23 protein-coding genes are annotated in these 22,090 nt (G+C 43.2%); 19 read left to right on the top strand and 4 right to left on the bottom strand.

Translation table 11 applies throughout. The features are described 5' to 3' along the window. Nucleotides 1-13: 13 nt before the first annotated feature. Both ACXAH2_RS04725 and cysS read left to right on the top strand, forming a co-directional pair. Nucleotides 14-1,687, top strand: a complete 1,674-nt coding sequence (locus tag ACXAH2_RS04725; RefSeq protein ID WP_475077023.1) for a glutamine--tRNA ligase/YqeY domain fusion protein — start codon at nucleotides 14-16, stop codon at nucleotides 1,685-1,687. Between the two features lie 5 nt (nucleotides 1,688-1,692). Continuing rightward, nucleotides 1,693-3,075: a cysteine--tRNA ligase gene (gene cysS / locus ACXAH2_RS04720; protein WP_475077022.1), complete on the top strand. Its 1,383-nt coding sequence runs from the start codon at nucleotides 1,693-1,695 to the stop codon at nucleotides 3,073-3,075. Nucleotides 3,076-3,161: 86 nt separating this feature from the next. On the opposite strand, the gene ACXAH2_RS04715 is transcribed toward cysS, so the two are convergent. Further along, on the bottom strand, nucleotides 3,162-3,593 hold the full coding sequence (locus tag ACXAH2_RS04715; RefSeq protein WP_475077021.1) for a universal stress protein: 432 nt from the start codon (nucleotides 3,591-3,593) through the stop codon (nucleotides 3,162-3,164). A gap of 64 nt (nucleotides 3,594-3,657) precedes the next feature. On the opposite strand from ACXAH2_RS04715, the gene ACXAH2_RS04710 reads away from it, so the two are divergent. Beyond that, nucleotides 3,658-4,155: a hypothetical protein gene (locus ACXAH2_RS04710; protein WP_475077020.1), complete on the top strand. Its 498-nt coding sequence runs from the start codon at nucleotides 3,658-3,660 to the stop codon at nucleotides 4,153-4,155. A 1-nt stretch (nucleotide 4,156) separates the two neighbouring features. Here ACXAH2_RS04710 and ACXAH2_RS04705 read toward each other — a convergent pair whose 3' ends face one another. Next, complete coding sequence (locus ACXAH2_RS04705) at nucleotides 4,157-4,921, bottom strand: DNA topoisomerase I (RefSeq protein WP_475077019.1); 765 nt, start codon at nucleotides 4,919-4,921, stop codon at nucleotides 4,157-4,159. 187 nt (nucleotides 4,922-5,108) lie between these two features. Between ACXAH2_RS04705 and topA the strand changes: the two genes are divergently transcribed. The 3 genes from topA to ACXAH2_RS04690 are packed head-to-tail and all read left to right on the top strand — an operon-like array spanning nucleotide 5,109 to nucleotide 8,471. Next, nucleotides 5,109-7,742, top strand: coding sequence for a type I DNA topoisomerase (gene topA / locus ACXAH2_RS04700; protein ID WP_475077018.1), 2,634 nt, complete (start codon nucleotides 5,109-5,111; stop codon nucleotides 7,740-7,742). Continuing rightward, entirely contained in the window at nucleotides 7,739-8,206 is a 468-nt protein-coding gene (locus tag ACXAH2_RS04695) for a DUF6586 family protein (RefSeq protein WP_475077017.1), read from the top strand. The genes topA and ACXAH2_RS04695 overlap by 4 nt, the downstream gene beginning before the upstream one ends. A gap of 1 nt (nucleotide 8,207) precedes the next feature. Next, nucleotides 8,208-8,471, top strand: coding sequence for a hypothetical protein (locus ACXAH2_RS04690; protein WP_475077016.1), 264 nt, complete (start codon nucleotides 8,208-8,210; stop codon nucleotides 8,469-8,471). Nucleotides 8,472-8,551: 80 nt separating this feature from the next. Here ACXAH2_RS04690 and lexA read toward each other — a convergent pair whose 3' ends face one another. Then, nucleotides 8,552-9,175 carry a transcriptional repressor LexA gene (gene lexA, locus ACXAH2_RS04685; protein ID WP_475077015.1) on the bottom strand — a complete coding sequence of 208 codons (624 nt, stop codon included), beginning with the start codon at nucleotides 9,173-9,175 and terminating at the stop codon, nucleotides 8,552-8,554. Between the two features lie 70 nt (nucleotides 9,176-9,245). On the opposite strand from lexA, the gene dinG reads away from it, so the two are divergent. The 9 genes from dinG (at nucleotide 9,246) to ACXAH2_RS04640 (ending at nucleotide 18,736) form a co-directional block, all read left to right on the top strand. Continuing rightward, nucleotides 9,246-11,369, top strand: coding sequence for an ATP-dependent DNA helicase DinG (dinG, locus tag ACXAH2_RS04680; protein ID WP_475077014.1), 2,124 nt, complete (start codon nucleotides 9,246-9,248; stop codon nucleotides 11,367-11,369). 131 nt (nucleotides 11,370-11,500) lie between these two features. Continuing rightward, nucleotides 11,501-12,832, top strand: a complete 1,332-nt coding sequence (locus tag ACXAH2_RS04675) for a DEAD/DEAH box helicase (RefSeq protein WP_475077013.1) — start codon at nucleotides 11,501-11,503, stop codon at nucleotides 12,830-12,832. A gap of 24 nt (nucleotides 12,833-12,856) precedes the next feature. Then, the gene (locus ACXAH2_RS04670; RefSeq protein ID WP_475077012.1) at nucleotides 12,857-14,278 is read left to right on the top strand and encodes a protein adenylyltransferase SelO; all 1,422 of its coding nucleotides are present in this window, start codon (nucleotides 12,857-12,859) and stop codon (nucleotides 14,276-14,278) included. Nucleotides 14,279-14,304: 26 nt separating this feature from the next. Next, entirely contained in the window at nucleotides 14,305-15,333 is a 1,029-nt protein-coding gene (locus ACXAH2_RS04665; protein ID WP_475077011.1) for an NAD(P)H-dependent glycerol-3-phosphate dehydrogenase, read from the top strand. Then, the gene (locus tag ACXAH2_RS04660; RefSeq protein WP_475077010.1) at nucleotides 15,326-15,610 is read left to right on the top strand and encodes a DUF4389 domain-containing protein; all 285 of its coding nucleotides are present in this window, start codon (nucleotides 15,326-15,328) and stop codon (nucleotides 15,608-15,610) included. Before ACXAH2_RS04665 ends, ACXAH2_RS04660 begins: the two co-directional genes overlap by 8 nt. Beyond that, nucleotides 15,600-16,076 (top strand): phosphohistidine phosphatase SixA, encoded by a 477-nt coding sequence (gene sixA, locus ACXAH2_RS04655; RefSeq protein WP_475077009.1) that lies wholly within the window; start codon nucleotides 15,600-15,602, stop codon nucleotides 16,074-16,076. The genes ACXAH2_RS04660 and sixA overlap by 11 nt, the downstream gene beginning before the upstream one ends. Nucleotides 16,077-16,111: 35 nt before the next feature. Continuing rightward, nucleotides 16,112-16,975: an alpha/beta fold hydrolase gene (locus ACXAH2_RS04650; RefSeq protein ID WP_475077008.1), complete on the top strand. Its 864-nt coding sequence runs from the start codon at nucleotides 16,112-16,114 to the stop codon at nucleotides 16,973-16,975. 33 nt (nucleotides 16,976-17,008) lie between these two features. After that, nucleotides 17,009-17,791, top strand: coding sequence for a DUF4892 domain-containing protein (locus tag ACXAH2_RS04645; RefSeq protein ID WP_475077007.1), 783 nt, complete (start codon nucleotides 17,009-17,011; stop codon nucleotides 17,789-17,791). A gap of 15 nt (nucleotides 17,792-17,806) precedes the next feature. After that, nucleotides 17,807-18,736: a patatin-like phospholipase family protein gene (locus tag ACXAH2_RS04640; protein ID WP_475077006.1), complete on the top strand. Its 930-nt coding sequence runs from the start codon at nucleotides 17,807-17,809 to the stop codon at nucleotides 18,734-18,736. Here ACXAH2_RS04640 and ACXAH2_RS04635 read toward each other — a convergent pair. After that, on the bottom strand, nucleotides 18,699-19,322 hold the full coding sequence (locus ACXAH2_RS04635; protein WP_475077005.1) for a Maf family protein: 624 nt from the start codon (nucleotides 19,320-19,322) through the stop codon (nucleotides 18,699-18,701). The two genes, ACXAH2_RS04640 and ACXAH2_RS04635, sit on opposite strands and share 38 nt — an antisense overlap. A 117-nt stretch (nucleotides 19,323-19,439) precedes the next feature. On the opposite strand from ACXAH2_RS04635, the gene ACXAH2_RS04630 reads away from it, so the two are divergent. The 4 genes from ACXAH2_RS04630 to fabD are packed head-to-tail and all read left to right on the top strand — an operon-like array spanning nucleotide 19,440 to nucleotide 22,058. Next, nucleotides 19,440-19,988, top strand: coding sequence for a YceD family protein (locus ACXAH2_RS04630; protein ID WP_475077004.1), 549 nt, complete (start codon nucleotides 19,440-19,442; stop codon nucleotides 19,986-19,988). Nucleotides 19,989-19,999: 11 nt separating this feature from the next. After that, the gene (rpmF, locus tag ACXAH2_RS04625) at nucleotides 20,000-20,179 is read left to right on the top strand and encodes a 50S ribosomal protein L32 (protein ID WP_353668312.1); all 180 of its coding nucleotides are present in this window, start codon (nucleotides 20,000-20,002) and stop codon (nucleotides 20,177-20,179) included. Nucleotides 20,180-20,190: 11 nt separating this feature from the next. Further along, nucleotides 20,191-21,138, top strand: a complete 948-nt coding sequence (locus ACXAH2_RS04620; RefSeq protein WP_475077003.1) for a fatty acid synthesis protein — start codon at nucleotides 20,191-20,193, stop codon at nucleotides 21,136-21,138. Further along, nucleotides 21,135-22,058: an ACP S-malonyltransferase gene (gene fabD / locus ACXAH2_RS04615; protein WP_475077002.1), complete on the top strand. Its 924-nt coding sequence runs from the start codon at nucleotides 21,135-21,137 to the stop codon at nucleotides 22,056-22,058. Before ACXAH2_RS04620 ends, fabD begins: the two co-directional genes overlap by 4 nt. Nucleotides 22,059-22,090: the final 32 nt, after the last annotated feature.

Below are 22,090 nucleotides of genomic sequence, written 5' to 3'. Positions count from 1 at the left end.
ACTTGCAGTTAACATGTCAGAAACGTCAAAACCAGGTAATTTTATTACCCAAATCATTGATAAAGATAACGAAACAGGTAAACATGGCGGCAAAGTATTAACCCGTTTTCCACCTGAGCCAAATGGCTACCTTCATATTGGGCATGCCAAGTCCATCTGTCTTAACTTCGGTATTGCTCAGCGCTATCAAGGTCAATGTAACTTACGTTTTGATGACACCAATCCTGAAAAGGAAAGTGTTGAATACATTGAGTCCATTAAAGGTGATGTCGAATGGTTGGGTTTCACTTGGAAAGATGAACCCAAATTTGCATCAGATTACTTTGATCAATTGCACGATTTTGCTGTTCAGTTGATTGAGGTGGGTAAAGCCTATGTGTGTGAATTGAATGCCGAGCAAATGCGTGAGTATCGTGGCACTTTAAAAGAGCCAGGTAAAAATAGCCCTTATCGAGATCGCAGCGTTGAAGAAAACTTAGCGCTTTTCAATGATATGAAAGAAGGTAAGTTTGCTGATGGTGAAGTGGTATTGCGTGCCAAGATCGACATGGCGAGCCCCAATATTAATTTGCGTGATCCGATTATTTATCGTGTTCGTCATGTGCATCATCATCAAACTGGGGATAAATGGTGCGTTTATCCTATGTATGATTTTACTCATGGTTTATCCGATGCGATTGAAGGGGTGACACATTCTATTTGTACGCTAGAGTTTCAAGATCATCGCCCCCTATATGATTGGATATTAGAATCTCTAGGGACCTTTCACCCGCAACAAATTGAATTTGCCCGTTTAAATTTAAATTATACCGTCACCAGTAAACGTAAATTGAAGCAGCTGGTGGATGAAAAACATGTGAGTGGTTGGGATGATCCACGTATGCCAACCATTTCTGGCATGCGTCGTCGTGGTTATACAGCAGCATCAATACGTAATTTTTGTGAGCGTATTGGCGTGACTAAGTCTGATAGCGTAGTAGATGTGGGCATGCTAGAGCATGCCATTCGTGAAGACTTAGATGCCAATGCGAACCGAGCAATGGCGGTATTAAATCCTATTAAAGTTGTGTTGACTAACTATCCAGAAGATAAAGAAGAAATCTTCGCGGTCAGTAATCACCCTAAAAATGATGCCGCGGGTCAACGTCAAGTGCCGTTCAGCAAAGAGTTGTACATAGACGCTGCAGATTTTGCTGAAGTGCCACCGCGTAAGTGGAAACGATTAACCCTAGAGGGGGCTGTTCGTTTACGAGGTGGCTATGTTATTACCTGTGATGAAGCCATAAAGAACGATGCTGGTGAAGTGATTGAATTGCGTTGTCGTTATGATGAAAACACCTTAGGGGTTAATCCAGAAGGTTATAAACCCAAAGGCGTTATTCATTGGGTAAGTGCGCAACATGCTATGGATGCGACGGTGAATTTGTATGACCGTTTGTTTAATAATGAAGCCCCAGATGCAAACTATGAAGATAAAACCTTCTTGGACTTCATTAATCCAGATTCTTTAACGGTATTGACGGGTGCGAAGGTTGAGCCTTCTTTGTCTGACTCAGCAAAAGGTCAAGCTTTCCAATTTGAACGCGAAGGTTACTTCTGTCGTGATGCTAAGGAGGAAGGTTTGGTATTTAATCGTACTGTTACATTAAGAGATTCATGGGCAAAAATTGAAGCAAAAGGAAAGTAAGCGAGATGTTGAAGATTTATAATACCCTGAGTGGGAAAAAAGAAATTTTCAAACCAATTGAAGAAGGTAAAGTTGGCATGTACGTTTGTGGTAACACAGTATATGACTACTGCCACATTGGTCATGCTCGCGCCATGATTTCTTTTGATGTCATTTCACGTTTTATTCGACACCTAGGTTACGAGCTGAATTATGTACGTAATATCACAGATGTAGACGATAAAATCATTAAACGTGCTGAAGAGAATCAAGAATCGACTCAAGCGTTAACGGAGCGAATGATTGCGGCACAACGTGAAGACGAATTGCGATTAGGGAATAAAATGCCTGACCGTGAGCCGAAAGCCACGGAATTTATGCAAGAAATCATTGATATGGTGCAAATTCTGATTGATAAAGGTTTTGCTTACCAAGGATCCTCGGGCGATGTGTATTATCGCGCCACGGCGTTTAAAGAGTACGGGAAATTAAATAACCGTAAACTAGATGAAATGCTGGCCGGTGCTCGTATTGATGTGGAAGCGGCGAAAGAACACCCAGCGGATTTTGTGTTGTGGAAACAAGCCAAAGAAGGCGAGGTGTCTTGGTCTTCTCCTTGGGGAGATGGTCGTCCAGGCTGGCACATTGAATGTTCTGCCATGTCTACTAACTGCCTTGGCAGTCATTTTGATATTCATGGTGGTGGTCCGGATCTGAAATTTCCTCATCACGAAAATGAGATTGCGCAATCTGAAGCCGCGACAGGCAAAGACTATGTGAACTATTGGATGCATTGTGGTGCGGTGCGTGTAAACAATGAAAAAATGTCCAAATCCTTAGGGAATTTTTTCACCGTGCGTGATGTGTTGAAAAAATACAACGCGGAAGTCATTCGTTATTTAATGGTGTCTAGTCAGTACCGTAGTCCAATTGACTATTCAGATCAAAGTCTGAACGAAGCGAAAGTTGGCTTAGAGCGTTTGTATACGGCGTTACGTCAACAGAAAGTGGCTGAAGTTTATCAAGCAACTGAGTATAGCAAACGTTTCGAAGAAGCCATGAGTGATGACTTTAATACGCCGGTGGCGGTATCTGTGTTGTTTGAATTGGTTCGTGAATTGAATAAGGCCAAAACAGAAGCGCCAGCAAAAGCGGAAACTCTGGCAGCTGAATTGAAATCCTTAGCGGAATTGTTGGGGCTTTTGCATCAAAAACCTGAGTATTTCTTGCAAAACAGTACCTTGAGTGAAGGGCTGGACGAAGCCGCTATTCAAGCCTTAATTGATGAACGCACGCAGGCGCGTAAAGACAAAAACTTTGCCCGCAGTGATGAAATTCGCGATGAGTTGGCGGCTCAAGGCATTGACTTGCTTGACAGTCGTGAAGGCACGACCTGGACACGCAGTTAACTTTGTAATGACCAGATATAATAAAGGCGGTGCTTATACAGCATCGCCTTTATTTTAGGGTGAGACAGGAAGTTAATTGAGTGAAATTACTCTTTGTTAACTTTCACAGCTAATACGTCGCAAGGGGAGCCATGTAAAACACCATTTGATGTTGAGCCAAGTAGCAAAGCTAAACCATGCCGACAATGACTGCCAACCACAATCAAGTCGACTTGCTTTTCTTCTGCGATACGATGGATTTCACTTTCGATACCACCTTGAGTAATGCAGCACTCTTTAACAGGAATCTCGATTTGATCCTTTAGAATGTCGATGCGTTCTTTGGCTGTGTCTTGAAGTTGTGCCTGGATGTCAGTGATATCGATAGGTACATCGCCACCATAAGCGTAATTAAGGGATTCGATAACGTGAAGGATAGTTAGCTCTGCGCCTGTGGCTTTACATAAGCCGACGGCCTCATTGGCCACCTTGATACTTTCATCCGTTAGATCAACAGCGAGTAGAATTCTGTTATACATCCTAGAAAACCTCCAGAGTTGGCTAGATATATTTATTATAGTTTAAATCAAAAGAGACATTATTATGACGGCTCTAATTGTTATTTTTATCGCTTTGTCTTTAATGGGATCAGCATTGTGGATTATGCCACCAAAAAAAGAGCGTCAACGAATGGCTCTGCGTTTGCATGCGCGCCAGCGAAACCTTACGGTTCAGCTTACCTCAATTGACTTCCCAGACAAATGGGATAAGTCAATGATTCGTAAAAAAGTCGTGAATTATGCTCTGTACCACCCAAAACCATTAGATACTATGTCTCAAGCTGCTTGGTTGTTGTCCTACCAAGTATGGAAATATGATGAAGTAGCCAAAGGCTGGTGGAGTAATGTGCCTTTATCACTCAACGATAGGCAAAAGCAGCTGCTAGCTGAATTCGCTGGGCGTTTAGAGGGGATTAAAATTCAATCATCTTGTATTGATTTTTATTGGCAAGAGCAGGGCGATGAGTCGAGTGTGGATGATATTGCCGAGTTACTGCAATCTCTAAAAGAAGTGAAAGTTCATGCCATTAATAGCAATTGATTTATTTGGGCTTCATTGGTGCATCGGGTGATTCGACACTTTGCATCAATTTAGCCAACACTTCTTCAGGATTCTCACTGTCTTTCATGGCTTCTATTTGCGGCGCAAGAATTTCTTTCATACGATCGGTTACAAAGGTTTTAAGTGTTTTCTTTTCAGGTCGCTCAATGGAGTCAGATTTGAGATGAGAAAGAATGACGCCATATAAGGTTTGTGCAACACGAGTGTCACCGCTGTCAAAATTTTTGTTGGCTTGAACGATCTGACGGTTTAGCTGAATCCATAGATTGAGCCAGCGTAAATAGTCGTAGCAGGCTTGATAGTGAGCGTTACTTATGCGACCTTTGCGGCGTAAATAGAGTAGCATTTTGGCCAGTTTGGTTAATCTTTCTTTATAATTGCTCTTCTCTTGAAAGCTTAACATTTCAGGTTCAGGGCTGAATTCAATAGGCTCCATGTTGCGACTTTCTTCTGCCGTGGCAATGCGAATTTCAATTTTTTCTGGATCGTCTGTGTATTGCAGAAGCTCGCGAAGTGTGTCTAGATAGAAGTCATATAGTGCATCAGAGGCAATACTATCGGTATTAATGTCCTTAAGACCGCGAATGTGAGATTCAACCCGATCAGCACGATTAGATAGCTGTAACTGTTTAACGCGGCGTTCCGTGATTTCCTTTTCTTTTTGATGAGCACGCGAACCAACAATGACAGATAACAGTACTATGATGATTAAAACCGCGATGGTTAAAATTTGCAGAGTGGCCATGATTGTCCTTTAGCAATGAATTCAGTATGTTAAATAAGAAATACCAAGTTCAGCAAGAATTATTATTGAAACAATACAGGGATCGCTTGTCATATAAAAGGTGTTTGCTTAATATCAGCGCCCGAAAGATTAAACTTCGAGCAATACACATTTGCAGATCGACTTTATATAAGGCTTACACAGTTCAATGGGAAAATCACTGGTAATCGTGGAATCGCCAGCTAAGGCGAAAACAATTAATAAGTACTTAGGCAATGACTATGTCGTCAAGTCGAGTGTCGGTCACATTCGTGACTTGCCTTCAGGAAAAACTGCTACCTCTACGCCACAGGAAAGGGCGAAGCAAGCAGCCTTGACTCGTAAAATGAGTCCTGAAGAAAAGCTTGAGTATAAAAGTCGCAAAGCTCGTAAACAGCTTATTGCTCGTATGGGAGTCGATCCTGAAGACAACTGGCATGCCAATTACGAAGTGCTGCCGGGGAAAGAAAAGGTGGTTGACGAACTCAAACGCCTTGCTAAGAATGCTGACACTATCTATCTGGCAACCGATTTGGATAGAGAGGGAGAAGCTATCGCATGGCATTTGCGTGAAGCCATTGGCGGTGACGACAGCCGTTATAAGCGAGTGGTGTTTAACGAGATTACCAAAAAAGCCATTCAGTCTGCATTTGAAACACCATCAGACTTGGATATGAACCGAGTGAATGCTCAGCAAGCGCGACGTTTTCTTGATCGTGTTGTGGGTTTTATGGTGTCGCCTTTGCTGTGGGCGAAAGTGGCACGAGGTTTGTCTGCTGGTCGTGTGCAATCTGTTGCGGTACGTTTGATTGTCGAGCGTGAACGCGAAATCCGAGCTTTTGTTCCTGAAGAATTTTGGGAATTGGACGCCATGTTAGCCACCTCTAGTAAAGAGGTGATTAAATTTGAAACCACCAAATACCAAGATAAAGAATATCGTCCAGTTAATCAGGCTCAGTCCGATGATCATGTAATGCGATTACAATCGGCAAAGTATTTGGTCAAAAACCGTGAAGACAAACCGACCAAGAGCAAACCCTCTGCACCATTTATTACTTCTACTTTGCAGCAAGCGGCCAGCACCCGTTTAGGTTATGGCGTTAAGAAAACTATGATGTTGGCACAGCGTCTATACGAAGCGGGTTACATTACCTATATGCGTACTGACTCGACCAACTTGAGTATAGAAGCCGTTGAGTCTTTGCGTAACTATATTCTCGAGCAATTTGGTGAAGCTTATCTGCCTGCAGAGCCAATCCGTTATTCTAGTAAAGAGGGCGCGCAAGAGGCCCACGAGGCGATTCGTCCTTCTGATGTAAATGTTCGTGTAGACGATTTGTTGGGCATGGAAAAAGATGCCCATCGTTTATATGACCTGATTCGCAGTCAATTCATGGCGTGTCAAATGACACCAGCGGAATACACTTCAACAACGATTACCGTAACAGCAGACGATTATGAGCTAAAAGCCAAAGGACGCATTTTACGTTTCGATGGTTATACTCGTGCTATGCAAACTGTCGCGAAAAAAGGTGAAGACAATATCCTGCCTGACGTGACGCAAGGCGAATATCTTGATCTTAATGAACTTTTGCCTGAGCAACATTTTACCAAGCCGGTGGCACGTTTTAGTGAAGCCAGTTTGGTGAAAGAACTGGAAAAACGCGGTATTGGCCGTCCTTCTACCTACGCATCTATCATTTCTACGATTCAAGATCGTGGTTATGTGCGGGTGGAGAATCGTCGTTTTTATGCGGAAAAAATGGGTGACATCGTCACTGACCGTCTGGTTGATAGTTTTACCTCTTTGATGGATTTCAGTTTTACCGCACAAATGGAAGAACGATTAGATGAAATTGCTGAAGGTGACAAAGATTGGATTCAAACCTTGAATGCTTTCTATCGAGACTTTAGTAATGTGCTGGCACGAGCAGAGTCGCCGGATGATGGCATGATGTTGAATGAGCCAACTCCAACGGATGTGGATTGTCCGACCTGTGGTCGCCCTATGCAGATCCGTACCGCCAGTACGGGGGTCTTCATGTCTTGTTCTGGTTACGCTTTACCACCAAAGGAGCGTTGTAAGGCGACGATTAACCTGATTCGCGGTGATGAGGCGGTTGCGGTTGATGATGAAGAAGGCGAATCTAAGGCATTGATCAATAAACATCGCTGTAAGATTTGTGGTTCAGCGATGGACAGCTACTTGATGGATGAGCATCGTAAACTGCATGTTTGTGGTAATAACCCTTCGTGTCCAGGCTATGAAGTGGAAGAGGGCAGCTTCAAAATTAAAGGTTACGATGGCCCTGTCATTGAGTGTGATAAATGTTCTTCTGAAATGCAGCTAAAAACTGGCCGCTTTGGTAAGTATTTTGGTTGTACCAATGAAGAGTGTAAAAACACCCGTAAGCTATTAAAGAATGGTGAAGTGGCGCCGCCGAAAATGGATCCTGTCCCTATGCCGGACTTGGCTTGTCAAAAAGTGGAAGACCACTATGTATTGCGCGATGGTGCAACGGGGTTATTTCTTGCGGCCAGTCAGTTTCCTCGTAAGCGTGAAACTCGCGCACCTTATGTGAAAGAGTTATTGCCGTACATGGATCAGATTGACCCTAAATATCACTTCTTTGCCGCTGCGCCAGTGAAGGATTCAGAAGGGCGTCCGACTCTAATTCGTTACAGTCGTAAAACCAAAGAGCAATACATAATGACGGAAACCGAAGAAGGCAAGCCAACTGGATGGAAGGCGTTCTATGATGGTGGTAAATGGAAGATTGAAGAGGGCAAGAAGAAAAAATGAGTCTTGCCAGTAGTGCCAGTACTACCAATCAAAGGTTAGACGCGGCGCGTCGCCTTATACAATTAGCCCAGTCAAGTGAAGAAACTTGGCTGGTCTCGAGTTTAGAAAGTTCCGCCATGTTTCAATTGCGCAGTGCCTTAAACGGTTTGTTGCAGGAGGTGAAATTGGCTTATCGTTTAACAGGCAAGCTAGATGCGTCTGGCTTATTGGCTGAGGCGCAAGCCAAACAATCTTTGGTGCCTGTGCTATTAGAGCTAAACGATTTGTTGCAGCAATCGTCTTCTTGGTGCAGTCAATTAATATCACTTTATCAGCAACAGCTTGATTGCCGTATGAATCAAAGCGCGGTTGATCGTACAAATTTGATTGGCGTGGGCAGTGATGACAGTGCATCATTAACTTTGTATTTGTCTAAGCTAACAGACTTGGTGTTACGTTTTAGAGAAGAATCCTCAGAGTATTAGTATGAAAGAATCTTACCTTGAAATTGTTGAGCTGGATAACGGCGACATTGTTTTGCGCCCAGCCAGTGGCAATGGCGAGGAAACAGAGCCGTTGGCGACCTTAAAAATCTCCGATAAAACCAAGTCTTACCTGCAAGACCGATATTTTGAATTGGCAAAATGCATGTTCCATGCGGGTATTGATTATGTCTATTCAGACGAATCAGTGATGGACGAAGGTGTAGAGTATCTAGAAGAAGATCTGCGTCCAAAAATTCTTCATTAGTCTGTTGTTAGAAAGAGATAGCGATAAAAAAAAGGTGGCCATGGCCACCTTTTTTTACAAGTTATTTAAGTGAGGAAGAGTTATAGACCCTGACGGATGACGCCCACAGATAAGCCTTCAATAGCAAACTCTTCGCTCTCTAAGTCTACTACTATGTCTTGATAATCCTCGTTTTCTGGAATCAGACGAACGATACGACCTTTTTGTTCAAAGCGTTTTACCGTCACTTCATCGCCAATTCTTGCCACCACAATTTGACCGTTACGGACGGTATTGGTTTTGTGTACCGCGAGCAAATCTCCTTCCATGATGCCGATGTTTTTCATACTGGTACCGGAGACGGATAAAAAGTAATCCGCTTTGGGGGAAAACATATTGGCTGGCACAGTAACATGAGTATCTATGTTTTCTTGTGCCAAGATAGGGTATCCTGCCGCCACTTTACCAATGACAGGTAGACCCAGATCGTCTTCTTGATTGGCACTTTCGTTTGATTCGATTAAGCGAATTCCACGAGAAGCGCCTGACAGCATTTCGATTGCACCTTTTTTGCAAAGGGCTTTTAGGTGTTCTTCTGCGGCATTGGGTGATTTGAAGCCAAGTCTATTCGCGATTTCCGCACGTGTTGGTGGGAATCCGGTTTCATTGATAAATTCGCGAATGGTATCGAGTACATCAGATTGTCTTTTGGTTAATTTAATCATGGCTTTTTCTGGTTGTTTATACAGTAACTGTTATTATATACAGCATTCTTAACGATTCTCAATAAAATAAATGCTTTCAGACGAATTAAAAAATAAAATCCAATCCGCTTACCGAAATATGCTGGATGCCAAATCTCATAAACCTCGGGTAGGACAGCGCCAAATGATAGGGGCAATTGCTCGCACTTTGGGAAACATTAAACAGGGCAGTGAAGGTGAGCGCTTAGGTGAAAAGCACGTTGCGGTAGTGGAAGCTGGTACGGGGACGGGTAAAACCTTGTCTTATTGTTTGGCTGCGATTCCGATTGCTAAGGCGCGAGGTGCTAAGCTCATTATCTCTACGGCAACTGTCGCATTGCAAGAGCAGATTTTGCACAAAGACCTGCCAGATATTTTGCAGCATACAGAAATAAGTTTTAAATACACATTGGCAAAGGGGCGAGGCCGCTATCTCTGCCTTAATAATCTGGAGGGGTATCTGAGTGCTGAAGAGCAAAGCATGGACGATATGTTCGCAGGTTTATTTGAACAGCATTTGCAATCGGATGATGTGAATACTCTCTTGTATCAGGAGATGGATGAGGCCCTAAGCAGAGGTAAATGGGATGGTGATAAGGATAATTGGGAAGGTATTATTCGCGAGCAAGATTGGCGCCGCTTGACCACAGATCACCAGCAATGTACCAACCGAAATTGTGCCAACTATTCAGCGTGTCCTTTTTTCAAAGCCCGTGCAGAAATTGAGGTGGCGGATGTGATTGTTGCCAACCACGATTTAGTCTTAGCAGATTTGTCCCTTGGTGGCGGTGCGATTTTGACGCCACCGAAAGAAACCATTTATGTGTTTGATGAAGGTCATCATTTACCCGATAAAGCCATTGGGCATTTTCGTCATGACGTTCGATTGCAACAAAGCATCAGTTGGCTTCGTCAGCTGGAAAAGAATTTGGTGAATCTTAAGCAAGATTTAAGCGACGAAGTGAGTTTGACTGGGCAGCTATTGATTAAAATTCCTCAGCAAATTCAAACCATAGTCAATTTTATTCAATACGCGCAGCAAGGCTTATCGCCCTATATTAATGGCTTGGGCTTGGATCAGGATAACAATCAACACAGATTTGAATTTGGTGTGGTGCCAGATGAATTACGCCAACTTGCCTACAGTTTGAGTACCAGTTATCAAAAGTTATTTAATAGTGTCGAAAGCATTCAAGACGAATGCAAAAAAGCCAAACAGAATGAAGGCATGGGTGTGACGCCTGAAGTGGCTGAAACTTGGCAGCCAATTCTAGGGGCAATTTTAGGTCGTATAGAACAAAGTATTGGCCTATGGCAGCTTTACTCTTCAGCCGATGATGAACAATATCCACCGAATGCAAGATGGCTGATTCTCTCCGGACAGGGGATGGAGCAAGATATTGAGCTTGGCGCGTCCCCCATTTTGGCTGCTAACACGCTGCATCAACAGTTATGGGACAAATGTTTTGGTGCTGTGGTGACCTCGGCCACTCTGACAGCCTTGAATCAATTTCATCGCTTTAATATGCGTTCAGGTGTGCCTCGTGAGAGTGAATATTTGCGAGTAATGAGCCCTTTTGATTTTCAAAATAAAGGCCGCTTGCGGATTCCTGATATGGTCTCTGAGCCGAATCAAGTTGAACAGCATACCAAAGAAATCGTTACCTACTTGAATGACAACATTGATGTGGACGAGGCCAGTTTGGTGCTGTTTTCTTCTCGTCGTCAGATGGAAGAGGTAGCGCAAGCCGTCAATGAATCATTGAAAGACATTATGCTCATTCAAGGAGAGCAGTCGAAACGTGTGATATTGGACTCTCATAAGGCACGAGTGGATGAGAATAAGGGCAGTTTGTTATTTGGTTTGGCGAGTTTTGCGGAAGGCGTGGATTTGCCTGGAAATTACTTAACGTCTGTCTACATTGCCAAGATTCCGTTTGCCGTGCCAGACGATCCAGTGGAAGCGACTTTAGCTGAGTGGATTCAAAAACGTGGTGGCAATCCTTTTATGGAAATTACCATACCAGATGCTTCATTACGCTTAGTACAAGCGACAGGGCGATTGCTGCGTAGCGAGAAGGATTCAGGTGATATTCATATATTAGATAAACGTCTCAAAACCAAACGTTATGGTAGCCAATTGATTCAAAGTTTGCCTCCTTATCGGCAGGTTTAACTCGTAAAAAATAGATAATTACGTGGTTAGCTGAGGTCGATTGCAAATGAAAAGATGATAAAGCCATAGCAATTAGGTACACTGCCTGCTCGGATAATTAACCTTAAACAGAAGAAGTGCAAAGTTCCATTATGGAAAACCAAAATCAAGATGTAACACCAGACAGTAACGCGAAACCGAAACGTAATCGTCGTCCAAGCAAACGACCAAGAAAGGCTCAAGGTAAGACGAGCAACACAAGTAAGGATACGGCTAAAGCGGCGCAAGGTGTATGGTCTATTGAAGATTTTCAGGTGCCAGAACTGGAGGGTAAATTGCGCTTCCATGACTTGAATTTACCTGATCGTGTTTTGAAATCCATTGCCGAAATGGGGTTTGAGTATTGCAGCGAAATTCAGGCAGAAACATTACCTACAACTTTGCAAGGCTATGACATCATAGGTCAAGCGCAAACCGGTACGGGCAAAACGGCCGCGTTTTTGATTGCTATGATCAGTGATTTCTTGGACTACCCTGTAGAAGAGGATAGAGCCAACAACTTGGCGCGTGGCTTGATTATTGCGCCTACACGTGAATTGGCTTTGCAAATTGCTGATGAAGCGGTAAAACTGACGGCTAATTGCCATCTCAACGTCGTTTCATTGGTAGGCGGCTTGAGCTACGAAAGGCAAAAACAAGCATTACAAACGGAAAATGTCGATATTCTCGTCGCAACACCTGGGCGCTTGTTAGATTTTGCCCGTAGTCGTAAAGTATTGCTTAATAAAGTGGAATGCTTGGTGCTAGATGAGGCAGATCGTATGTTGTCTATGGGCTTTATACCTGATGTGAAAAGCATTATCCGTATGACACCGCATAAAGAGTCTCGTCAGACTATGTTGTTCAGTGCCACTTTCCCGAAAGACATTCAAGCTTTAGCGAAACAATGGACCTTCTTCCCGAAAGAGGTATCCGTGGTGCCGAAAGAAACCACCAATAAAAATATTGAGCAGATTATTTATACCGTCGAAGCTGAGCAAAAATGGCCAGTATTGAAGCAACTAATAGAAGATAATGGTGAGCAAAGAACCATTATTTTTGCTAACCGTCGAGACGAAACCCGCGACTTGTTTGAGCGTCTGAAGATGGAAAAGATCAACTGTGCTATCTTGTCCGGTGAGGTGTCTCAGGATAAACGTGTTAAAACACTGAAAAATTTTAAAGATGGTAAGATTCAAGTTCTGGTAGCAACCGATGTTGCTGGTCGAGGCATTCACGTCGACAATGTTGAGTTAGTGGTGAACTACGCTTTACCAGAAGACCCAGAAGATTATGTGCACCGCATTGGTCGTACAGGTCGTGGTGGTGAAAGTGGTAAATCGGTGAGCTTCGCGAGTGAAGATGATGCTTTCATGATTCCCGAAATAGAAAAAACTGTGGGCGAAAGTATTCGTTGCGAATACATGGTAGATTCCTCTAAGTAAGCCCAATATATTGAGTGAGCAAAAATGAAGTTAGAACATCATTATGCAGCTCTAGGTGATGCTTTTTCCTCTCCTGTGGCGATTCAGCCACTACATGAACAGCGTTTGGTTGAATGTAACCAAACGCTGGCAACCTTTCTAGAGATTGATTTTAAATCCCCAGGGACTCGAGCCATTTTATTGGGTGAAAAAGCTGTGCCAAATAGTTTGAGTATGGTTTATGCAGGTCATCAATTTGGCGGCTTCTCACCTCAGTTGGGAGATGGTCGAGGTGTTTTATTAGGGGAGATTAAGGCCTCCGATGGACGATTATATGACCTTCATATGAAAGGTGCTGGATTAACACCCTATTCTCGTCGTGGTGATGGTCGGGCAGTATTACGTTCTTGCATTCGTGAATATTTGGCCAGTGAAGCCATGGCTGCTTTACAAATACCAACGTCCCGTGCATTAGCCTTATTTGATAGTCGTGAAGCGGTTTATCGAGAAATTCCTGAGCCCGGTGCTATGTTGCTTAGAAGTGCACACGGTCATATACGTTTTGGTCATTTTGAGTATTTCTTTTATCAAGGTAAACAGGAAGAGTTACAACAGCTTATCGATTACTGTCTGGAACATTATTTTCCAGAGGCGTTGGCCGCCGAGCAGCCATTAGTAGTAATGCTTTTAGAAGTAGTAAAGAGTACTGCACAAATGATTGCTAAGTGGCAGTCGGTAGGCTTTCAACATGGTGTAATGAACACAGATAATTTTTCCATTACCGGAGAGACTATTGATTATGGCCCTTATGGTTTTATGGAAGATTTTGATGAACATTGGGTGTGCAATCATTCGGATTATGAAGGTCGTTATGCTTTTTCCCGTCAACCAGGTGTGGGTTTATGGAATCTAAATTGCTTAATGCGTTGTTTTTCTGAGTATTTGTCACGAGATCAGCTGGTTGCCATATTGCAGACTTATGAAACACAACTGCAAACACATTATGATGCTCTTATGATGACCAAAATGGGTTTGCAAAAGCAGCAAGATTTGCATGCACTTTTGCCACCGCTATTGCAGCTAATGAGTAAGGAAAAAATGGATTACAGCCTGTTTTTTCGCTTGTTATCCGGTCTTGAGCGACATGACTTTGAGCCCATACTCGATGAAGTAATTGATCGCGAAGCCATGCGTGATTGGCTTAATGAGTATCAAACGGTAAGGTTAAAAAAAGATGAGGGTTGGTCATCAGTCTCGGACGCCATGTTGGCGGTTAACCCGAAATTTATTTTACGTAATTATTTGGCTCATGAGGTCATACAGGCTGCGGAGCGAGGTGATTATATACCGTTTCGACGTTTGTTAAATGTTTTAAACTCCCCATTTGCGGATCATGACGCTGCGAATGACTTGGTGCAACGTGCGCCAGAATGGGCGAAATCATTGGAAGTCAGTTGTTCATCATAATGGATGATCGCAATAGGAATTAATAAATGAAGCATTCTGTATGTGTGTTGGGTGGCGGAAGTTTTGGTACTGCTCTGGCCAATATAATGGCTAAGAATGGGCATCAGGTCAGTCAATGGATGCGTAATGAGCAGCAAGTAGAAGAAATTAATTTAACAGGATTGAACAGTCGTTATTTACCCAATGCGCCGTTGCATCAGGAATTGCTGGCAACCAGTAATCTAGAGCAGGCAATACGTGACAGTGATACGGTATTTGTATCCATACCATCGAAATCTTTTGAACAAGTGATGGAGCGCATTGAGCCCTTATTGACGTCCGATAAAATTCTTATTAGCACGACGAAAGGCTTTAACCCAAATCGTTTTGAGCTAATGAGTGATGTATTGCGCCGTAATGCAGTAACGCAAAAAATTGGTGTGCTAAGTGGACCAAACTTGGCCAAGGAAATTGCTGCTGGGCAAATGACCGGGTCTGTGATTGCTAGTGCAGATGACTTGGTTCGTCAGCGAGTGATAGAGTTACTCAAGTCACCGACTTTTCGCGTTTATGAAAACCGCGACAGTAAGGGGGTAGAGTTAGCAGGTGCTTTGAAAAATATTTACGCCATTGTTTGTGGTCTAGCCAAAGCATTGAAAGTGGGTGAGAACACCATGTCAATGATTATGACCCGTAGCTTGGCTGAGATGAGTCGATTTGCTGTGCATTTTGGTGCCAACCCTATGACCTTTCTAGGTTTGGCTGGTATGGGGGATTTGATCGCCACTTGTACTTCGCCATTGAGTCGAAATTATCGTGTTGGTTTTGCTATAGGTTCTGGCCAGGATTTGGAAGAAGCCATAGGTTCCATTGGAGAGGTGGCTGAAGGGGTTAATACGCTTAAAATGGTGGTAGAAGAAGCTCACAAGCATCAACTTTATATGCCTTTAGCAGAAGGTTTGTTTAAACTAATATTTGCAGGAGCATCGATTGATTCTCTAGTTGGATCTATGATGACGGGAGAGCAGAAATGGGATGTCGAATTTGCTACAAATGAGGAGGCAAAAAATGTCTAAACCAGGCTATGCCAAACAAGAGTTTTGGTTTCGTTTGATCTTTATGTTGTTGTATTGGTTTGTGTTGAATCTGGCGATCACAGTATTCGGTATTTTGCTTGTCGTGGTGAGTTTAGTGAAATTAGGTTCTAAGCAAGAACCAGTGACCTTGTCTTCTTGGCTAACGAATGTGACGGCTTTTATTGGTCAGATCTTTTCTTACCTTTCTTTTGCCGAGGAAGAAAAGCCTTTTCCATTCCAGCCCTGGCCACAAGTGACGTCTGAAGATGACGTCTAAGCATCTCTATATTTTACGTCATGGCAATGCCAGTCCTTATAGTCAAGCGGGTGATGCTGGTCGCGAACTGACTGAACTTGGCGTTGCTGAGGCTAAATCGGCCGCTCAATCCTTTAAAGCTCAACAAGGTAAGCTGGATGCTGTGGTGGTGAGCCCTTATGTTAGAGCTCAACAGACGGCAAAAACTTTCTTGGCAGAATTAGGAAGTGTGAATCAATTTTTTACGAGTGATTTGATTACACCTGCTGGTCGAGTATCGCAAGTTACGGATTGGCTTGAACAACAAGAAAGTGACTCTATTTTGTTGGTTACTCATCAGCCATTTGCGCAAGATTTGGTGGAATATCTGACAGATCAAGCCTTGCCGTTGAATTTTGTTATGACCACTGGCACTTTAGTCTGTATCGAGGCGGAGTATTTTGCCGCTGCTTGTTGTCAAATGCGTTGGTACATCACTCCCAAATAAATCTTCAATCCCTCTCATAGAATGGTAGTTCAAATATGGGAAATGAAATTGTTTTTAAGCTGCCTCATACTGAGTTGGCAGCTTTGCAGTGGCTAGCGCAAGATGCTTCTGCAGTCAAAGTATTGTCTTTACATGGTTGGTTAGATAACGCGGCCAGTTTTACACATCTAGCGCCTTATCTGAGTGATTTCTCTCATACCGCGTTGGACTTGGCTGGGCATGGTTTGTCACAACATAGGCCAGCAGGTAGTTTTTATCATTTGTGGGATTATGTTCTCGACATAGTGTCTATTTTAAATCAGTCCAAACAAAGTGTTTGGTTGCTTGGTCATAGCATGGGCGGCGCAGTGGCTATGTTGGTTGCTGCCATCGCGCCAGACAAGGTTCGTGGATTGGTGTTGCTTGATAATATGGGGCCCTTAACGGGGTCTTCAGAAGATAGGCTTGTGACTTTACAGCGAGCGATTAATAAAATGGCTAAGTTAAAGCCTTCTCGCACTTCTCAATATGAGGACAAAGAAGCCATGGTGCTTGCGAGAATGGAGGGTTTTACTAAGCTTTCTAGGTCCGCATCAAAACTATTGGTGGAGCGTGGCGCTCATGTTGATGAGCAAGGTGGTTGGTCATGGCGACATGATACTAAGCTGACATTCCCTTCTCCCTTTCGAATGGATGAGGAAAGTGTGGCCGCTTTTATTCAGGAAATTAAATGCCCAACTTTGGCGTTAATGGCCAGTGAGGGGATTTATAAAAACAATCCAGATTTTGTTGAACAACGTAAACAACACTTTCCATGGATAAAATTACAGTGGCTAGAAGGAAATCATCATTTTCATTTAGAGCCTGATACTTGTTTTGCGCTAGCGACTCAAATTAAACAGTTTATTGATCAAAACTAACTAAGCAAGACTCACAAACGAGGAATCGACTGTATGAAATTGACAATGAGTTTGTTGACGATTTTATCAAGCTTTGCGCTTAGTGCAGCGCCGCTCGGTATTGAAGATTTTCGTGATGCTCAGTTAATCAAGAGTCGTTCTGATAAAGGTGTCTCTGTTGAAGTTCCATTGGCTAAGATTCAGCGTTCTGGAAGGGGCTGGGAGCCAGAAAACGTGTTACGACTTACTGGTGATCTGACCACTTCACTTTACAAAATTGATCGTAATGCCTCATTAGAGGCGGTTTATCAGCATTATCGTGATCAGTTAACCACTTCTGATCAAGCTTTGTTATTCGAGTGTTCAAGTCGTAATTGTGGTAGCAGTAATGCTTGGGCAAATGACTTTTTTGGTGAATACTTATTATATGGTTCAGAGCAGAGCCAATCTTTGTTGGTTGTGCAATCTTCCAATAATATTTATCAAGTTTTGTACGTAAATCGGCGCGGCGCGGGCGATGTGATGATACGTCTAGATCAATTGTCTTTATCGTCGGGCGAGACCAATCGTAATTTTCTAGCTCAATTAGAGGTTAATGATGTGCCAAGGATTCGTCGTTTCTTAAATGATCTATCAGCAGGGCAAGAGGTGGTAGGCTTTGTCACCAGTGAAGTGCAAAATGGCGAAACAGCTATTGTGGTTGGAGATCGGCAAATTGATAATCTCATCTCAGCGTTAGGAGAAAGGTTGGCGAGCAAGATAAGGTTTATCAATCTTGCGGACATGGGAAAAGACAGTTTGGGGGTGAATCGGATTACCTTTGTAAGATTGGATTAATGCGCTAGGGCATTTATGGAAGATTTAGAAAGTAGAAAGACCGCTTCTTTAGTGCTGGGGAGCGGGGCTGCAAGAGGGCATGCGCATATTGGTGTCATCAAAGCGGTTGCAGAAGCGGGTTATGATATTGTCAGTGTTTCAGGTTGTTCGATAGGTGCAATTGTTGGCGGTGTTTATGCCGCAGGTAAACTTAAAGAATATGAAGATTGGGCTTTGTCTCTCGATAAGATGAGTGTTCTGCGTCTATTGGACATGTCTATTTTTAATGGTGGTTATATTAAAGGCGATAAATTTTTCGAAAAAATCGAAGAAATGATTGGCACGCCACAAATAGAAGATCTGAGCATAGACTTTACTGCGGTAACAGTGGATCTACTTAATCAAAAAGAGTTTTGGTTTCAGCGCGGAGGTCTTGTCAGCGCGATGCGTGCTTCTTCCGCTATTCCTTCGATTGTCTCACCTGTGGCAATAAATGATCGCAAATACGTTGATGGTGGTGTACTCAATCCTTTACCGATTATACCTTCCGTACCAGCGGGAGCGGATTATATTATTGCTGTGGATCTTAATGGTCCTGCGGACAATATTCATCATGAGCGAGAAAAAATAGCAGAGCAAGGAGATGGCCCAGCCTGGTGGAATAATGCCAAAAGTTTATTCTCCAAAAATAAAAATGAAGGAAACGGAGGGGGTTATAATGAGGAGAGCTGGGGACGTTTAGAAACCATCAACATGATGTTTGAAACCATGCAGGAGTCATTAACCCAATATAAGTTGGCGGGTTATCCACCGGATTTGTTGATCTCCGTCCCTAAAGATATTGCCGCGTTTTATGAATTTTGGCGGGCAGAAGAATTGATTAAATTCGGTTATGAAGTGGCGCAAAAAGCCATTACAGATCTTGAGTCTAATAATTCAATTTATCATTCATTTCCAAAGGGCTAATGTCTTGCTTACGTAATAAGCGACACAACTCAATTAATGGCAGTCCGATGAGTGCATTTGGATCATCACCTGCCATTTTTTCAAATAGGCTTATGCCTAAGCCTTCACATTTAAAGCTACCAGCGCAATCCAAAGGTTGTTCTAGTCTAACGTAATTCACAATTTCTTGTTCACTCAACTGGCGAAAATACACGTGATATGGCACTAAACTGTAATCGTATTTTTGCGTTGCGGTATTTAAAACACTCAAGCCAGTTAAAAAGCTGACTTTTTTACCACTAAATCGAACGAGTTGTGCCACGGCTTTTTCATGTATGTGAGGTTTACCAAGAATTTCTTCCTCTAATACAGCAACTTGATCGGATGCAATAATGATCGCGGTGTCTTTGCTTGGTGTGTTTTGCCATTGCTCAGCCACGGCATGGGCTTTGGCAATGGTTAAGCGTTCGACAAGCGATTCAGGTGATTCATTGTCCCAGGCTTGTTCATTAATGTTGGGCGAAATGCATTCGAATGATAGATTAAGGCGTTGTAAAAGCGCCTTTCGATAAGGGGATGAGGAGCCTAAAATGAGTTTTGTTGGCATCATTTTTCCAATCAAAGGTGAGGGATTGTGAGAATTTTACTCGTTTTTCTCTATCTGGTTCAAAATAAAGTGAAAAAAAGCCGTTTAACTGCAGTTAGACTTTGACAATAGAGGTGCTTGGCAATATCATTTGCCGCCATGTTAAATGACACATTGCCCAAATATTTTGACCCACGCAAGTACGCTAACAATGAGTTGGCGTTTGAAGGGAAATTGCCCCTTAATCAATTTAAGGAGCTATGTGCTATTTTAGCCTCAGATGAGGGCGATGCATTTATACATTTAGACTTTAGAGTTGATGAGGATAGGCGATATATTGCTACTGGATCATTGACTGCCAAAGTGCAGGTTGTTTGTCAGCGTTGCATGGGGCCAGTTGAGTATGATCTGGCGGTGGATTTAGCACTGGGCTTTGTTTATGACGAAGATCATGCTAAAAATCTTCCGAACAATTACGATCCTGTTGTCATGACCGATGGTGAAGTAATTTTGGCAGATATGGTCGAACAAGAAATCATACTTGCTTTGCCTATTGTCGCTTATCACGAAGAAAGTGGTTGCAACCCAACAACTCAAAAGTATGCCTCGTCTACCGATGACGCACCGGATGACGAAAAACCGAATCCATTTAGTGTATTAGCCCAATTAAAGGCTAAGAAAAGTTAGGAGCTCCAAAAATGGCAGTACAAAAAAGTAAAGTAACTCGTTCACGTCGCGGTCAGCGTCGTTCACACGATGCTTTGACTAGCGCAACTCTATCTGTAGAAAAGACAACGGGTGAAATTCACCGTCGTCACCACATTTCTGCAGACGGCTTTTACCGTGGCCGTCAAGTTATCGCCCCAAAAGGTGAGTAATTAAGACACCCATGATCAGGGTAGCTTTAGACGCTATGGGCGGGGACTTAGGTCCCCGCATTGCTTTTCAGGGAGCGGTCCAAATTCTGGACAACAACCCTGATGTAGCAATTACTCTGTTTTATACCCCCAATGCTGGGCTTGATTTGCCTGCGCCCCACGAAAGACTTTCTTTGGTAGCTTGTGATGATGTCATATTGCCTGATGAAGAGATTCGTTTGTCCTTATTTCGTCGTCAACAAACTTCCATATATCAGGCTATTCACAGTTTATTTGTACAACAATCTGATGTTGTCGTTACCTTAGGTAATACTGGCGTGATGGTGGCCTTAGCACGTCATATTCTTGGTTTGATTCGTCCAAAATTGTATCCTGCTTTAATGCGTGAAATCCAATCCAAACCCTTACGTTGTTTAGTGGATTTAGGGGCAAATGTTCATTGCCCCGCTTCAATGTTAGTGGGCTTTGCGCAACTGGGCGCAGCTTATGTAGAGGCTTTGAGTGATGAAGAACCAAAAGTAGGTTTATTGAACGTAGGGGTAGAAAGTTCGAAGGGCAGTGCGGTTATCAAAGAAGCTGATGGCCTTTTAATTGGCCAAGAGTGGCCCAATTATCAAGGCTATGCAGAAGGGAGTGAATTGTTTGAAGGCGAAAAAAACGTCATTGTTTGTGATGGCATGGTGGGTAATGCGGTGTTAAAAGCATCCGAAGGCTTATTGTCTTTTATTCAGAAAAAAATGACTAGCATCACACAAGCGTCTTCTGTTTTTGAGTCTTTTTACCAAACTGAGCGACGTCATGGGGCTTGCCTTGTGGGAGTGCGCGGCAATTTGGTAAAAGGTCATGGTCGCTCCGATGTGCCTGCAATGATTGGGGCGATTGAATATGGAATGGATATCGCGCGAGCCAATTTATCGCAGGTGATAGAGACGCATATTGTTAAAGAGGAAATAAAATGAGCACAACAACCGCCTTTGTTTTTCCAGGTCAGGGATCTCAGCAATTAGGGATGCTTGCTGACTTGGCTGAAAAACATGACATCATAAAGCAAACCTTTGCAGAAGCTTCTGAGGCTTTGGGCTACGATCTCTGGGATCTAGTGCAAAATGATGCAGAAGGATTGAGTCAAACAGATAAAACTCAGCCAGCATTATTAACGTCGAGTGTTGCCTTATGGCGTCTTTGGGAGCAGCAAGGCGGTGAAAAGCCGGCGTATGTTGCTGGTCACAGTTTAGGAGAATACTCTGCTTTAGTTTGTGCTGGCGTGATTGAATTTGCTGATGCTGTGAAGTTGGTGAAGTTACGCGGTGAGTATATGCAGCAAGCTGTACCAGCTGGTGAAGGTGCGATGGCGGCTATTATCGGCTTAGATGATGATAAGGTCGTTGCAGCGTGTGATGCTGCGCAAGGAATCGTCAGCGCGGTGAATTTTAACTCACCAGGTCAAGTGGTGATTGCAGGTCATGTGGCGGCGGTAGAGGCTGCCATGGAAAATGCTAAAGAAGCGGGTGCAAAGCGTGCTTTACCCCTTCCTGTTAGTGTACCATCTCACTGCGAATTGATGATTCCGGCAGGTGAAAGATTGGCCAAAGAATTGAACTCTATTGAGTTTAAAGTGCCGACTTGTATATTGGTACAAAACGTATCTGCGCAGGCTGTGTCCGATCCTGAGTTGATAAAGTCTAACTTGGTTGCTCAATTGAGTGAGCCTGTATTATGGACGCAATCGATTGCTTTGCTTGCTGATTTGGGTGTTACTGCCTCGCTAGAGTGTGGTCCCGGCAAAGTGTTAAGTGGTTTGAATAAGCGAATTGTAAAAGGCTTGGCAGCATCTTCTCTTGGAGATTTGGCAGGTTTTGAATCGGCATTAGCTAATTAGGTAAGGTGTGAGCCTTACTTTAGCTTTTGTTT

Source organism: Marinomonas sp. ABL3_031 (assembly GCF_056161265.1).
The sequence above is the reverse complement of the archived record's forward strand: the minus strand, read 5'-3'. Positions and strand labels throughout refer to the sequence as shown.